The organism is Streptomyces sp. CAI-85 (assembly GCF_013363615.1).
In the GTDB taxonomy this organism is placed as follows: Bacteria; Actinomycetota; Actinomycetes; order Streptomycetales; family Streptomycetaceae; genus Streptomyces; species Streptomyces antibioticus_B.
In genome coordinates, this window is record NZ_JAANNX010000020.1 from 84,798 (window position 1) to 100,081 (window position 15,284).

The window sequence follows — 15,284 nt, forward strand, 5'->3', positions numbered from 1 at the left end:
GTCGTCATGAGCAGACCGTGCCGTCCTTCGGCACCGTGCCCTTGAGCAGATACGCGTCCACCGCGGCGTCGACACAGTCGCTCCCGCTGCCGTACGCACCGTGCCCCTCGCCCTTCCAGGTGAGCAGCACCCCGACCCCCTCGCCCAGCTCGTCGGCCATCGCGCGAGCGCCCTCGTACGGGGTCGCCGGGTCGCCGGTGTTGCCCACCAGCAGGATCGGCGCGGCGCCCGGCGCGCTCACCTCCGGGGTGTCGAACTGCCCCGCCACCGGCCAGTCGTGGCACCAGCCGGCCGTGTCCCAGCCGAGGAAGTCGCCGAACACGGGCGAGATCTTCTCGAACTCCGGCAGCAGTCGCTTCGTTTCCTCGGCGGTCGGCCGCTGCTTGTCGTCCAAGCATGATATGACGCGCTGGGAGTGGGTCGTCGTGCCGTAGTTCCCCGACGGGTCGCGCTCGTTGTAGCTGTCGGCGAGCGACAGCAGCTCGGAGCCGTCACCGCGCTCGGCCGCCTCCAGCGCGCTGGTCAGGGCCGGCCAGCTCTGCTCGCTGTAGAGCGGCAGGACGACGCCGATGACGGCGAGGGACTGGGTCAGCTCACGGCCGTCCGAGGTCGGCAGCGGGTCGCCGTCGATCCGGTCGAGCAGATCCGCGATCTTCGCGCTGCCCCGCTTCGGGTCCTGGCCGGTGGACTTGAGGTAGTCCTCCAGCGCGCGCTGGAAGCCCCGGGCCTGGTTCTTGGCGTGGCCGACGGTGTCGGCGCCGGGGTCGACGACCGCGTCCAGGATCAGCCGCCCCACGTTCCTCGGGAACAAGTGGGCGTACACGCCGCCCAGTTCGGTGCCGTAGGAGATGCCGAAGTAGTGCATCCGGGTGTCGCCGAGGACCTGGCGCATCAGGTCCATGTCGCGGGCGGTGTCCGTGGTGGAGACGTGCGCCAGCAGGGAGCCGGCGCTCTTCTCGCAGCCCTTGCCGAAGTCCTTGGCGTCCTGGAAGTAGGCCCGCTCCTCCGCCGGGGTGTCCGGGGTGGAGTCGAGGGACTCGGCGGCCTGGATCTCCTTGTCGCCGCGGCAGCGGACGCCCTCGCTCCGGCTCACCCCGCGCGGGTCCCAGCTCACCAGGTCGTAGCTGTCGCGGAGGGTGGAGAACGCGGAGCCGTAGGAGGGGAGCGTGGACACGCCGGAGCCGCCGGGGCCGCCGAAGTTGAACAGCAGCGAGCCGACCCGCTTGTCGCCCTTGGCACGGGATTCGGCGCGGACCAGCGCGAGGTCGATGGTCTTGCCCTCCGGCTTCGACCAGTCCAGCGGCACCTTCAGCGACGCGCACCGCCACTCCCCACCGGGCGCCGAGTCGCCTGCGGTGGACCTGCACCGGCCCCAGTCGAGCTTCTGCCCGGTCAGGGAGGCGGGCAGCGCCGCCGCGGCCGGGGAGCCGTCCGACGGTCGCGCGCCGGCCGAGGCCCCCTTGTCGTCGCCTCCGTCGTCCGACGAGCCGCCGCTACAGCCGGTCGCCAGCAGTGCGGCGGTGGCGCCGAGCGCCGCCCACCGTAGGAATCGCGCCATGTGCACTTCCCCCCTCGCGGACCGTCCGGGCCGGGTGGCGGGACGGCAGTCCTGCCATGGTAGGCGGAGTGGGACCCTCCTGGATGAGCCTGTGGATAACCTTTTGACCTGCGGTTTTGTTAGATCCCCGGGGATTTCGAGGTCTCGGGGTGAGGTCAGGAGCAGACGGTGCCCGCCGCCGGCACCGTGCCGTCGAGGAGGTAGCCGTTCACCGCCGACTGGACGCACTCGTTCTTGCTGTCGTAGGCGCCGTGCCCCTGCCCCCGGTAGGTCAGTTCGACGCCGACGCCCTCGCCGAGCGCGTCCACCATCCGCCCCGCCCCCTCGTACGGGGTCGCCGGGTCGCCGGTGTTGCCGACGACGAGGATCGGCGCCGCGCCGGGCGCGCTGACGTCGGGGTGGTCGGCGGCGCCCGGCACCGGCCAGTCGGTGCAGGTGACCATGGACCAGGCCAGGAAGTCCCCGAACAGCGGGGAGGCGGCACGGAACTCCGGCAGCTTCGCCTCGACGTCGGCGACGGAGTAGCGCGGCTTGTCGTCGGCGCAGTTGATGGAGACGTTGGCGGCCGCGATGTTGCTGTACTCGCCGTTCTCGCTGCGGCCGTTCATCGAGTCGGACAGCAGCATCAGGATCCTGCCGTCCCCGTCGTACGCCTGCTCCAGCCCCTCGGTGAGGTACGGCCAGAAGTCCTTGGAGTACAGGGCCTGGGCGATGCCGTTGGTCGCGGCGCTCTGGGTCAGCTCGCGTGGGAAGACGCCCGGGATCGGCTTGTCGTCGAGGCTCTTCAGCAGGTCGGCGATCCGGTTCTTCACGTCCTCGGCGGTGTCGCCGACCGGGCAGTCCTCCACCTGGGACGTGCAGTCCTCGGCGTAGTTGTCGAGGGCCCGCTGAAAGCCCCTGGCCTGGCCGAGCGCGCCCTGCTCGGAGGTCTGCGTCGGGTCGACGACCGCGTCGAACACGGCCCGCCCCACGTTCTCCGGGAACAGATGGGCGTACACGCCGCCCAGTTCGGTGCCGTAGGAGATACCGAAGTAGTACAGCTTGCGGTCGCCCAGCACCTGGCGCATCAGGTCCATGTCACGGGCCGCGTCGGTGGTGCGCACGTGCGGCAGCGTCTTCCCGGAGTTGCGTTCGCAGGCCGCGTTGAACTCCTTGGTGTTGTCCAGCAGCGTGCCGCGCTCGGCGGCGTCGTCGGGGGTCGTGTCCTGCTGGAAGTACGCGTCGAGCTGCCGGTCGTTCTCGCAGCGCACCCCGGCGCTCCGGCCCACCCCGCGCGGGTCGAAGCTGACCAGGTCGTAGCGGGTGCGCAGCTTCTCGTAGTCCTCGCCGAACGCGGGCAGGGTGCTGACGCCCGAGCCGCCGGGGCCGCCGAAGTTGAAGATCAGGGAGCCGATCCGCCGGTCGGCGGGGCCGCTCGTCCGGGCCCGGATCAATGCGATCCCGATGGTGTCGCCCTTCGGGTCGTCCCAGTCCAGGGGCGCCTTCATGGTGGCGCACTGCCATCGGTCGCCGTTCGGCAGCGGGGAGGGGGCGCTGCCGCCGCCCTCCGCCTGCGACGGGGCCGGACAGTCCTCCCAGTCCAGCTTCTGGGCCGTCAGGTCCTCGTCCCCGGCGTCCTCGCCGCACCCGGCCACCAGGCACGACAGCAGAAGGGCGGTCACGGCGGCGCGCAGGCGGGAGGGGTTCGGCATGCCCCCATCCTGCGGTCGGCGGAGCCCCCGCGCGCGGGGCACGGGCCGTACGAGGTACGGCCCGGGAGCGCCTAGAGCGCGCCCTTGCGGGTGAGGTGGTTGAAGGCCAGCCAGCCCGGCAGCACCGGGATCCACAGCGTCAGCAGCCGGAACAGCAGCACCGCCGGGGCGGCGACCTCCTTGGGCAGCCCGACCGCGATCAGACCGACCGTCAGGGTCGCCTCGACGGCACCGACACCGCCCGGGGTGGGGGCGGCGGAGCCGAGCGCGTTGCCCGCGAGGAAGACGACGGCGACGCTGGCGATGCTGATCGAGGTCGTCTCGTCGCCGAACGCGCGGATCGACGCGTCCAGGCACATCACGAAGCAGGCCGTCAGCAGCAGCATGCCGCCGATGCCGGTGACCAGCTTCTGCGGCCGCTGGAGCACGTCCAGCATGCGCGGCACGACACCCGCGAACAGCGACCGCACGCGCGTGACGACGAACTTCCGCAGGAACGGCACCGACGTCACCACGAGCACCAGGACCGCCACCGTCAGCAGCCCGGCGATGACCGTACGGGACGGCGACAGCGACGGCGTCTTCTCGGTGCCGGTCAGATAGCCGAAGGACAGCAGCATCAGGATGTGGCAGCCCAGCCCGAACAGCTGCGAGGCGCCGACGCTGGCCACCGCGAGCCCCGGCCGCACCCCCGCCCGCTGGAGGAACCGGGTGTTGAGGGCGACGCCGCCGACCGCCGCCGGGGCCACGATCTTCACGAACGACCCGGCGACCTGCGCGGCCACCGTCCGCACGAACGGCACCCGCTCCGGCACGAACCCCAGCAGGCTCATCGCCGCGGCGAGATAGCTCAGCGCCGAGAACAGCACCGCCGCGGCCACCCAGCCCCACTCGGCGTTGGCGACCAGCGGCCCGAACTCGATGTGGGTGAGCTGCGTCAGCAGGAAGTACGCGCCGATGGCGCCGGCGATGAAGCTGATCAGGGTGCGCGGCCGCACCCGCTCCAGCCGGGCCGGCTCGACCGGGGCCTGCGGGCGGATCAGCAGCACCTCGTGCCGGATCTGGGTCAGCAGATCCTCCTCGCGGGCCTCCTCCAGCGCCTCGTCGATGGCCCGCTTCTCGGCCCGCTGCTCCGCGCGTACGGCCTTCTTGTCGGCCTTGCGGTCAGCCTTCCTGTCGGCCTTCTCCAGGTCCACCGGCTCGTCGTGCCCGTCGCCCGGCCTGGCCTGCTTGGCCTGCCGGGACGCCTCCAGGACCGCCTCGCGCTCGCGCTGGGCGCGCTCGCGGGCGAGGCGGCGCAGCGTCGCGCGCGTGGAGCGGCTGAGGGCGATCGGCTGGAGCATCGGCAGACAGTCGGCGACGGTGTCCGGGCCGAGCAGGCTCACCGCCGAGGCGACCGCCCGGTCGGCGCCGACCCGCAGGCCGAGCGTCACCAGCAACTGGGAGACGTCCATGCGCAGCAGCAGGTTGTTCGCCGCGATCTCACCGACGCGCAGATCGGTGAGGATGACCGTGCCGGAACGATCCACCAGAATCGCGTCCCCCACCAGCCTGCGGTGCGCGATGCGCCGCGACTGGAGGGCCCGCACCTGGTGCCAGGTGTCCCGCAGCAGCTCGTCGGTGATCTCCTCGTCGGCCAGCGAGTCGAGCGTGCGCCCGCCGGTGTGCTCGTAGACGAGCATCACGGCGTCCGGGCCGAGTTCCGAGGTCGCGATCAGCTTCGGCGCGTTCGCGCCCGCGGCGATCGCCGCGTAGGCGAGCAGCGCCTCCTGTTCGAGGGCCTGGCGCAGCGACTGGAGGCTGCTGCGGGTGGCGAAGCCCCGCAGCGTCAGATTGCGCCACGCGCGGTAGAAGAAGCCCTGCGCCTGCTGTTCACGGTCGACGACCGTGACGTCCAGCGGTGGACCGTCCTCCAGGGTGACGAAGTAGCGCCGGCCGCGGTCGCCGGTCTCGGCGGCGTCCGGCGCCTCCTCACGAGCCGCGCTCACCGGGTGGAAGCCGACGTGCCGCAGGCCCGCCATCAGCGTGCGCCCGGTGGGCCGAACGTTCGGCGAGCCGACCGCGTACAGCGTGCCGTACGCGACCGTCCAGCCGATCAGGACCGTCAGGATGATCGAGAACGGGGTGGTGTAGCCGGTGACGAGCATCGAGAACGCGTCGAGGAGCAGCACGATCCACAGCACCGACCGCCAGCGCGGCCGGCGGGACATGCCGACGGCCGTCATGTACGCGATGACGGGCGCGAGATAGCCGTGCACCGGGTCGGTGAGGGCGTGGATGTCACCGGGGGAGGGCTGGGTCAGCGCCTCCTGGATCGAGCCAGGGGCGGCCTTCGCCACCCAGAGGTCGGTGGCGAGGGTCACACCGTGGGCGAGGACGGCCGCGAGCACACCGTCGGCGATGCGCAGCCCGTCCCGTTTGATGAGGCGTTCGATCGCGAATGCGACGGGCACCAGCAGGATCGCGATGCTGGACGCCAGTCCGGCGATCTTGATGAGCAGGTCGGGCGCCTGTCCGGTGCCCTTGTTGATGTCCTGTTCGAGGCCCGAGGTCGTGCCGTGGGCGAAGGCGGCGATGCCCAGGAGCACGGCGATCGCGAGGACACCGACCAGCAGGCGCATCAGGTCGGAAGGGCGGTGCACACGCGCGGGGAGCAGCGGTTCGTCGCCTTCCACCTCGTCGATGTGCACCTCCTCCCGCCGGTCGTCGGCGGCCTCCGGGCGCGACCCGGCGTCAGAGGTGCCCTCGGCGTCCTCGGGGTGCACACCCTGCTGCTTCATCGTCTCTTCTTGATCTCGTATCACCGGTCACCGCCCGCACGATGGTGGCATGCCGCACCGACACACGGGGGCATCAGGGTGCAAACGCGGGGGCGCACAGTCTGCCCGAAGGCCGTTCCCGGGGCGAGGGTCACGCACGGTGGCGGGCCCGTCGCATTGTCGGTGCGGTGCGGCAGGATGGGACGGATGAGCGAGCAGAGCCTTCCGGACGACGCCCGCCCGGAGTACCCGGACGCCCTCCCCGAGTACGCCGAGCGGGTCCTCGGCGTCGCGGAGCTGATCCCGCCCGGCCGCGTCATGACCTACGGCGACGTCGCCGAGTGGCTCGACGAGGGCGGCCCCCGGCAGGTCGGCCGGGTGATGGCCCTCTACGGCGCAGCGGTGCCCTGGTGGCGCGTGGTGCGCGCGGACGGCCGTCTGCTGCCCGGGCACGAACTGCGCGCCCTGGAGAACTACCGCGCCGAAGGCACCCCGCTGAAGGAGGCGAGCAGGGCCGCCGAGGGCCATCTGCCGCGCCTCGACATGAGACGCGCGCGATGGGACGGCGGCGGACACGCGGAAGCTCACACCTGACAGCTTCCGCCATCGGAGGGTGCCGAGGGCAGCCCGTACTCCGTCCGGGGGAACCGGGAGGAACCGGGGACGTCCGTGGCATGGCGTACGTTCGAGGGGCAGGTGGCGCGCGTGGCGCGCCGACGGTGACCAACAGCACACCCACCAGGACCGGCGAACCACGTGAGCTCCTCTTTCTCCACCAGGCACCTGTCGCACTCCCAGGGGCGACAGGGGAACCGTGGCGCTTACCGACTGGTCCGTTCCCGGCCGGCCCAGACGGATCCCCCTCCCCTGGACGCCGCACAGCGCTCCGTGGTTCAGCACACCGGGGGACCGCTGCTCGTCCTCGCCGGACCCGGCACCGGCAAGACCACCACCCTCGTCGAGTCCGTCGCGGCCCGGATCGCCCGCGGCGGCGACCCCGCGCGCGTGCTCGTGCTCACCTTCAGCCGCAAGGCCGCCGTCGAACTGCGCGACCGGATGGCGCTGCGCATGGGCGCCGCCCGCGCACCCCAGGCGACCACCTTCCACTCGTACTGCTACGCCCTGGTCCGCGCCCACCAGGACTCCGAGCTGTTCGTGGAGCCCCTGCGGCTGCTGTCCGGACCCGAGCAGGACGTGGCGGTGCGCAGCCTGCTCGCCGGCCAGATCGACCTGCAACGCCTCGGCCTCGCGCATGTGCGCTGGCCCGACGAACTGCGCGCCTGCCTCACCACCCGCGGCTTCGCCGACGAGGTCCGCGCGGTGCTCGCCCGCAGCCGTGAACTGGGCCTCGGCCCGGAGGCGCTGGACGCCTTCGCCGCCCGCATCGGCCGCCCCGACTGGCGGGCCGCGGCCGCCTTCCTCGCCGAGTACCTCGACGTCCTCGACCTGCACGGCGTGATCGACTACGCCGAACTCGTCCACCGCGCGGTCCTCCTCGCCCACCGCGAGGAGATCGCCGAGCGCCTGGCCGCCCGGTACGACGCCGTCTATGTCGACGAGTACCAGGACACCGACCCCGCGCAGGTACGGCTGCTGCGCGCCCTGGCCGGCGGCGGCCGCACCCTCGTCGCCTTCGGCGACCCCGACCAGTCGATCTACACCTTCCGCGGCGCCGATGTGAACGGCATCCTGGACTTCCCCGAAGCCTTCCCCCGCCGGGACGGCCGCCCGGCCCCCGTGGAGGTCCTGCGGACCTCCCGCCGCTCCGGCGCGACCCTGCTGACCGCCACCCGGCTGCTGACCCAGCGCATGCCGCTCACCCGTCTCCCGGCGCAGAAGGTCCGCGCCCACCGCGAACTGTCCGCCGCGCGCGACGGGGGCCGCGTCGAGGTCTACACGTATCCGACCCCCGGCACCGAGCTGGACAACGTCGCCGACATCCTGCGCCGCGCGCATCTGGAGGACGGCGTCCCCTGGGGCGAGATGGCCGTCCTGGTCCGCGCCGGCTCCCGCACCATCCCCACGGTCCGCCGCGCCCTCACGGCGGCCGGCGTCCCCCTCGACATCGACGGCGACGACCTGCCGTTGCGCCACGAACCGGCGGTGGCCCCCCTGCTGACGGCCCTGCGGGCGGTGGCCACGGCGGAGGCGTCGTCGGGGGAGGGCGCGGGCGCTCCCGCAGCGCGGGAGACCCCCGGCGAGCCCGGTGCCTGCTGGCTGGACACCGAGACCGCGCTCACCCTCCTCACCTCCCCCCTCGCCGGCATGGACGCCGCCGACCTGCGCCGTCTGGGGCGCGCCCTGCGCGAGGAGGAGCGCGCCGCCGGCACCCCCCTGCCGCCGCCCTCCGACGAACTGCTCGCGCGCGCCCTGGCCGAGCCCGAACGGCTCGTCACCCACGACCCCACCTACGCGCGCGGGGCGCAGCGGCTCGGCGCGCTGCTCGCCACGGCCCGTGCACGCCTCGCGCGCGGCGGCACCGCCGAGGAGGCGCTCTGGGACCTGTGGGAGGGCACCCCGTGGCCCACCCGCCTGGAGCGGGCGGCCCGGCGCGGCGGCGCGGCCGGCCGCAACGCCGACCGCGACCTGGACGCCGTATGCGCCCTGTTCGCCACCGCCGCGCGCGCGGAGGAGCGCACCGGCGGCCGCGGCGCCCTGAACTTCCTGGCCGAGACCGAGGCCGAGGACATCGCCGCCGACACCCTCACCCGCCGCGCCGTCCGCCCCGACGCCGTCCGCCTGATGACCGCGCACCGCGCCAAGGGCCTGGAATGGAGCCTGGTCGTCGTCGCCGGGGTGCAGGAGGGACTCTGGCCCGACCTGCGCCGCCGCGGCTCGCTCCTGGAGGCCGACCGCATCGGCCGCGACGGACTCGCCGAACCGCTCACCCCGGGCGCGCTGCTCGCCGAGGAGCGCCGCCTCTTCTACGTCGCCGCCACCCGCGCGCGTGACCGCCTCGTCGTGACCGCCGTCAAGGCGCCCGCCGACGACGGCGACCAGCCGTCCCGCTTCCTCACCGAACTGGGCGTCGAACCCAGGGACGTCACCGGCCGCCCGCGACGGCCGCTGTCCGTCGCCGCGCTCGTCGCCGAACTGCGCTCCACGACCGTCGACCCGCGCGTGTCCGCCGCCCTCCGCGAGGCGGCCGCCCACCGGCTCGCCCGGCTCGCCGCGCTCGCCGACGAGGACGGCCGGCCGCTGGTGCCGTCCGCGCACCCCTACCGCTGGTGGGGCATGTTCGAACCGACCGAGAGCAAGGTGCCGCTGCGCGACCGCGACCAGCCCGTCGTGCTCTCCGGCAGCGCCCTCGACCAGCTCGCCAACACCTGCGCCCTCCAGTGGTTCCTGGGCCGCGAGGTCAAGGCCGACGCCCCCGCCACCGTCGCCCAGGGGTTCGGCAACGTCGTGCACGTCCTCGCCGACGAGGTCGCCTCCGGACACACCCCGGCCGACCTGGCCGTCCTCATGGAGCGCCTCGACTCCGTGTGGAACGCGCTCGCCTTCGACGCGCCCTGGAAGTCCGCGCAGGAGAAAGAGCACGCGCGGGTGGCGCTCGAACGCTTCCTGAAGTGGCACGTCATGGACCGCACCGGGCGCACACCCGTGGCGAGCGAACACGACTTCGACGTCACCCTCGAAGCGGGCGACTACGAGGTCCGCATCCGCGGCCAGATGGACCGCGTCGAGGCGGACGGCGAAGGCCGCGCCTATGTCGTCGACTTCAAGACCGGTAAGCAGGCTCCGACCGCCCGCGAGGTCGCGCACCACCCCCAGCTCGCCGTCTACCAGCTCGCCGTGCGTGAGGGCGCCGTCGACGACGCCTTCGACGGCGTGCGCCCGCTGCCGGGCGGCGCCGAACTCGTCCAGTTGCGGCAGGGCGCCGCCCAGCGGGACGGCGGCGAGACCCTGCCCAAGGTGCAGGCGCAGGAGCCGCTGGAGGGGGAGTGGGTCGGCGACCTGCTCGCCACGGCCGCCGGAAAGGTCCTCGACGAGCGGTTCAGCCCGAGCACCGGACAGCACTGCACGCACTGCGCCTTCCGCGCGTCGTGCAGCGCCCGGCCCGAGGGCCGCCATGTCGTCGAGTGAGACCGGCGGGGCCGGGACCGCACCCGTGTGACGGACCGCACCACGGGCGCTGACCTGCGCTTATCCCGTCCCGTCGGGGTGATTTGTCATCGACTGTCAGTGGTCGCCGCTAGCCTTCGCCCCATGCCCGCCCGTATCACCGATCCCGAGCAGCTCAAGGAGCTCCTCGGGATCCCCTTCACCCCGGAGCAGACGGCCTGCATCACCGCGCCGCCCGCCCCGCAGGTGATCGTGGCCGGAGCCGGCTCGGGCAAGACGACGGTGATGGCCGCGCGCGTGGTCTGGCTGGTCGGCACCGGCCAGGTCGCCCCCGAGCAGGTCCTCGGCCTCACCTTCACCAACAAGGCCGCGGGCGAACTCGCCGAACGTGTCCGCACCGCACTGGTCCGGGCCGGTGTCACCGACCCCGACGTGATCGACCCGGACAACCCGCCCGGCGAGCCGGTCATCTCGACCTACCACGCCTTCGCGGGCCGGCTGCTGACCGACCACGGGCTGCGCATCGGCCTGGAGCCGACCGCCCGGCTCCTCGCCGACGCCACCCGCTACCAGCTCGCCGCGCGCGTGCTGCGCGAGGCCCCCGGCCCCTACCCCTCGCTCACCCGCTCCTTCGCCGACCTGGTCAGCGACCTCCTGGCGCTCGACGCCGAACTCGCCGAACACCTCGTGCGGCCCGAGGACCTGCGCACCTGGGACGCCGGGCTGCTCACCACCCTCGAAGGCGCCAAGCTCACCAACGCCGACCTGCGCAAGGTCCCCGAGACGGCCGCCGCCCGCCGGGAACTCGCCGACCTGGTGCTGCGCTACCGCGCCGCCAAGCGCGAGCGCGACCTGCTCGACTTCGGCGACCAGATCGCCCTGGCCGCACAGCTCGGCCAGATCCCGGAGGCCGGGCGGATCCTGCGCGACGAGTTCCGGGTCGTCCTGCTCGACGAGTACCAGGACACCTCGGTGGCCCAGCGCATCCTGCTCGCCGGTCTGTTCGGCGGCGGCACCGGTCACCCCGTGACCGCCGTCGGCGACCCCTGCCAGGCCATCTACGGCTGGCGCGGCGCCTCCGTCGCCAACCTCGACGACTTCCCCGACCACTTCGCCCACGCCGACGGCACCCCCGCCGCCCGACAGGCGCTCAGCGAGAACCGCCGCAGCGGCGGCCGCCTCCTCGACCTCGCCAACGGCCTCGCCGAACCGCTGCGCGCCATGCACGCGGGCGTGGAGGCGCTCCGCCCGGCCCCCGGCGCCGAACGCGACGGCCTGGTCCGCTGTGCCCTCCTGCCCACCCACGCCGAGGAGATCGACTGGATCGCCGACTCCGTCGCCCACCTCGTCGCCACCGGCACGGCCCCCGGCGAGATCGCCGTGCTGTGCCGCACCGCCACCGACTTCGCGGAGATCCAGGGCGCCCTGGTCGCCCGGGACGTGCCCGTCGAGGTGGTCGGCCTCTCCGGACTGCTGCACCTGCCCGAGGTCGCCGACCTGGTCGCCGTCTGCGAGGTCCTCCAGGACCCCGGCGCCAACGCCTCCCTGGTCCGGCTGCTGACCGGCCCGCGCTGGCGGATCGGCCCCCGCGACCTCGCCCTCCTCGGACGGCGGGCCCGGCTGCTCGTCTCCCACGCGCGCGGGGACGACGACGGCGACCCCGACCGCCGTCTCGCCGAGGCCGTCGAGGGGGTCGACCCCTCCGAGGTGATATCGCTCGCGGACGCCCTCGACACCTTCCTGGAGACACCGCTGGAGGGCGCGCGCGACGACGGACTGCCCTTCTCGCCGGACGCGCGCGTGCGCTTCGCCCGGCTCGCCGCCGAACTGCGTGACCTGCGCCGCTCCCTGTCCGACCCGCTGATGGACGTCCTGCACCGCGTCCTCGCCGTCACCGGCCTGGAGGTCGAACTGTCGGCGTCCCCGCACGCGCTGGCCGCCCGCCGCCGGGAGACGCTCTCCAACTTCCTCGACGTCGCCGCATCCTTCGCCGCCGCCGAGAGCGAGGCGAGCCTGCTCGCCTTCCTGGGCTTCCTGCGCACCGCCGCCCAGTACGAGAAGGGCCTCGACAACGCCCTGCCCGGCGGCGAGAACACCGTCAAGGTGCTCACCGCCCACAAGTCCAAGGGCCTCGAATGGGACGTCGTCGCCGTCCCCGGCCTGGTCAGCGGCACCTTCCCCAGCGGTCAGGGCCGCGAGAAGTGGACCGCACAGGCCAAGGTGCTGCCGCACGCGCTGCGCGGCGACGCCGACACCCTGCCCGACATCGACGCCTGGGACTCCCGGGGCATGAAGTCCTTCCACGAGGCCATGAAGGACCACCAGCACACCGAGGAACTCCGCCTCGGCTACGTCACGTTCACCCGCCCCCGCTCCCTCCTCCTCGGCTCCGGCCACTGGTGGGGCCCCACCCAGAAGAAACCGCGCGGCCCCTCCGACTTCCTGCACGCGCTGTACGAGCACTGCGCGGCCGGACACGGCGAGATCGAGGCATGGGCGGACGAACCGGCGGAGGACGAGGAGAACCCCACCCTGCACGCGGCACGCGCCGACCAGGTCTGGCCGCTCCCGCTGGACGACGCCGCGCTCGCCCGCCGCCGCGCCGCCGCCGAGACGGTCCTCGCCCACCTGGACGCCCTCGCCGCACACGCGTCCGACGACCCCGCCGCGACCACCCCCGTCACCGCCACCCACGACCCGGACGCGTACGACGACCCGGACTGGCCGCCACCGCCCGACGAGGACGACGGGCACGACGGCTACGACGAGTACGACGAGCACGACGGGTCCGGGGCGTACGACGAGGAGGACCCGTTCGGAGACGACCCGTTCGAAGACGGTCCCTTCGCGGACGACCCGTACGACGACACCACCCGGGCCACCGTCCCCCACCAGGCCACGCCCCCCGAGCCCCCCGTCACCACCCCTACCCCTGCCCCCACCCCCGATCCTGGCCCCCGCCGTCCCCGTCTCACCCCCGAGGAGGCCCGTACCGTCGGCTCCTGGGACCGTGACCTCGACGCGCTCTCCGGGGAGCTGCTGCGCGCCCGCCGCGGCGTCACCGACGTCCCCCTGCCGACGACCCTGAGCGCCTCCCAGGTCCTGCGGCTGGCCACCGACCCCGACGGGCTCGCGCAGGAACTCGCGCGCCCCATGCCGCGCCCGCCGCAACCCGCCGCGCGCCGGGGCACCCGATTCCACGCCTGGGTGGAGGCCCGCTTCGAGGAACTGACGCTTCCGCTGCTCGAACCGGACGAACTGCCCGGCGCCGACGCGGAGATCGCCGACGAACACGACCTGGAGGCGCTCAAGGAGGCGTTCGAGCGCACCGACTACGCCCGCCGCACCCCCTACCGTGTCGAGGCCCCCTTCCAGCTCGCCCTCGCCGGACGCGTCGTACGGGGCCGGATCGACGCCGTCTACAAGGAGGGCGACGGCGCCTCGGCGACGTACGAGATCGTCGACTGGAAGACCAACCGGCTGCGCACCGCCGACCCGCTCCAGCTCGCCCTCTACCGGCTGGCCTGGGCCGAGCAGCAGGGCGTCCCCGTGGAATCCGTCACAGCGGCCTTCCTCTATGTGCGCACCGGGGAGGTCGTCCGGCCGGCCGGACTGCCCGACCGTGCGGCCCTGGAGCGCCTGTTGACGGGCGAAGAGGCCGTTTCCGCCGACCGGGAAGGGCCGGCCGGGCAGTCGGACCGCGCCCGTCCGCCCGGCGAGGATGTCGGCGCGGGCCGATAGGCTCGTGACCATGAGCCATCCCGTTGACACCGACGTCAGCGCCGTCCGCACATTCATCGGGCAGCACCGCGCCGCCTTCCTCGACGACCTCGCCGAGTGGCTGCGCATCCCCTCGGTGTCGGCGCAGCCCGACCACGCCCCCGATGTGCGCCGCAGCGCGGACTGGCTCGCCGCGAAACTCCAGGAGACCGGCTTCCCGGTCGTCGAGGTCTGGCCGACCGCGGGCGCGCCCGCCGTCTACGCGGAGTGGCCCTCCGACGACCCCGAGGCGCCGACCGTCCTGGTCTACGGCCACCACGACGTGCAGCCCGCCGCCGTCGAGGACGGCTGGGACAGCGACCCCTTCGAGCCCGTCGTCCGCGGAAACCGCCTCTACGCGCGCGGGGCCGCCGACGACAAGGGGCAGGTCTTCTTCCACACCCTCGGGGTCCGCGCGCACCTCGCCGCCACCGGCCGCACCGCCCCCGCCGTCCACCTCAAGCTGCTGATCGAGGGCGAGGAGGAGTCCAGCTCCCCGCACTTCCGCGCGCTGGTCGAGGCGCACGCCGAGCGGCTCGCCGCCGACGCCGTGATCGTCTCCGACACCGGCATGTGGTCCGAGGACACCCCCACGGTGTGCACCGGCATGCGCGGTCTCGCCGAGTGCGAGATCCGGCTGTCCGGCCCCGACCAGGACATCCACTCCGGGTCCTTCGGCGGCGCCGTGCCCAATCCGGCGACGGTGGCCGCCCGCCTGGTCGCCGCCCTGCACGACGAGCACGCGCGGGTGGCCGTCCCCGGCTTCTACGACGGCGTCGTGGAACTGACCGACCGCGAGCGCGAACTCTTCGCCGAACTGCCCTTCGACGAGGAGCGGTGGCTGCGCACCGCCCGCTCGCACGCCGCGTACGGCGAGGCCGGGCACACCACCCTGGAGCGCGTGTGGGCCCGCCCCACCGCTGAGGTCAACGGCATCGGCGGCGGCTACCAGGGCCCCGGCAGCAAGACGATCGTCCCGGCCACGGCCTTCGTGAAGCTGTCCTTCCGGCTGGTCGCCGGGCAGGACCCGGACCAGGTGGAGAAGGCGGTCCGCGCCTGGGCCGCCGACCAGGTGCCCGCCGGGATCCGGTACGAGATCGCGTTCAGCCCCGCCACGCGCCCGTGCCTGACCCCGCTGGACCACCCCGCCCTCCAGTCCGTCGTGCGCGCCATGGGCCGCGCCTTCGAGGGACCCGTCCGCTTCACCCGCGAGGGAGGCTCGGGACCGGCCGCCGACCTCCAGGAGGTCCTCGGCGCCCCCGTGCTCTTCCTCGGCATCTCGGTCCCCTCGGACGGCTGGCACGCGCCGAACGAGAAGGTCGAGCTGGACCTCCTCCTCAAGGGCGTCGAGACCACCGCGTACCTCTGGGGCGACCTCGCCGAGAACTGGCGCCGTGCGCCCTGACGGCACCGCGTACCGCCCCTCCCGCACCTGCCGCTGAACCACCCGCC

General features: G+C 73.6%; 7 protein-coding genes. 4 read left to right on the forward strand and 3 right to left on the reverse strand.

Annotated features, from left to right (window positions below; genetic code table 11):
* Nucleotides 1-4 precede the first annotated feature (4 nt).
* The 3 genes from G6W55_RS22125 to G6W55_RS22135 all read right to left on the reverse strand — a co-directional run bounded on the left by G6W55_RS22125 (nt 5) and on the right by G6W55_RS22135 (nt 6,029).
* Nucleotides 5-1,558 carry an alpha/beta hydrolase gene (locus G6W55_RS22125; protein ID WP_175522564.1) on the reverse strand — a complete coding sequence of 518 codons (1,554 nt, stop codon included), beginning with the start codon at nt 1,556-1,558 and terminating at the stop codon, nt 5-7.
* 155 nt (nt 1,559-1,713) lie between these two features.
* A complete protein-coding gene (locus tag G6W55_RS22130; protein ID WP_175522565.1) occupies nt 1,714-3,249 on the reverse strand; it encodes an alpha/beta hydrolase in 1,536 nt (511 codons plus the stop codon).
* A 71-nt stretch (nt 3,250-3,320) separates the two neighbouring features.
* The gene (locus G6W55_RS22135) at nt 3,321-6,029 is read right to left on the reverse strand and encodes a lysylphosphatidylglycerol synthase domain-containing protein (protein WP_175522566.1); all 2,709 of its coding nucleotides are present in this window, start codon (nt 6,027-6,029) and stop codon (nt 3,321-3,323) included.
* Between the two features lie 186 nt (nt 6,030-6,215).
* Here G6W55_RS22135 and G6W55_RS22140 point away from each other — a divergent pair, with 186 nt between their 5' ends.
* The 4 genes from G6W55_RS22140 to G6W55_RS22155 all read left to right on the forward strand — a co-directional run bounded on the left by G6W55_RS22140 (nt 6,216) and on the right by G6W55_RS22155 (nt 15,237).
* Nucleotides 6,216-6,602 carry an MGMT family protein gene (locus G6W55_RS22140; protein WP_175522567.1) on the forward strand — a complete coding sequence of 129 codons (387 nt, stop codon included), beginning with the start codon at nt 6,216-6,218 and terminating at the stop codon, nt 6,600-6,602.
* A 162-nt stretch (nt 6,603-6,764) separates the two neighbouring features.
* Nucleotides 6,765-10,094 carry an ATP-dependent DNA helicase gene (locus G6W55_RS22145; protein ID WP_175522568.1) on the forward strand — a complete coding sequence of 1,110 codons (3,330 nt, stop codon included), beginning with the start codon at nt 6,765-6,767 and terminating at the stop codon, nt 10,092-10,094.
* 123 nt (nt 10,095-10,217) lie between these two features.
* Complete coding sequence (locus tag G6W55_RS22150; protein WP_175522569.1) at nt 10,218-13,814, forward strand: UvrD-helicase domain-containing protein; 3,597 nt, start codon at nt 10,218-10,220, stop codon at nt 13,812-13,814.
* A 10-nt stretch (nt 13,815-13,824) separates the two neighbouring features.
* Nucleotides 13,825-15,237 carry a dipeptidase gene (locus tag G6W55_RS22155; RefSeq protein ID WP_175522570.1) on the forward strand — a complete coding sequence of 471 codons (1,413 nt, stop codon included), beginning with the start codon at nt 13,825-13,827 and terminating at the stop codon, nt 15,235-15,237.
* Nucleotides 15,238-15,284: the final 47 nt, after the last annotated feature.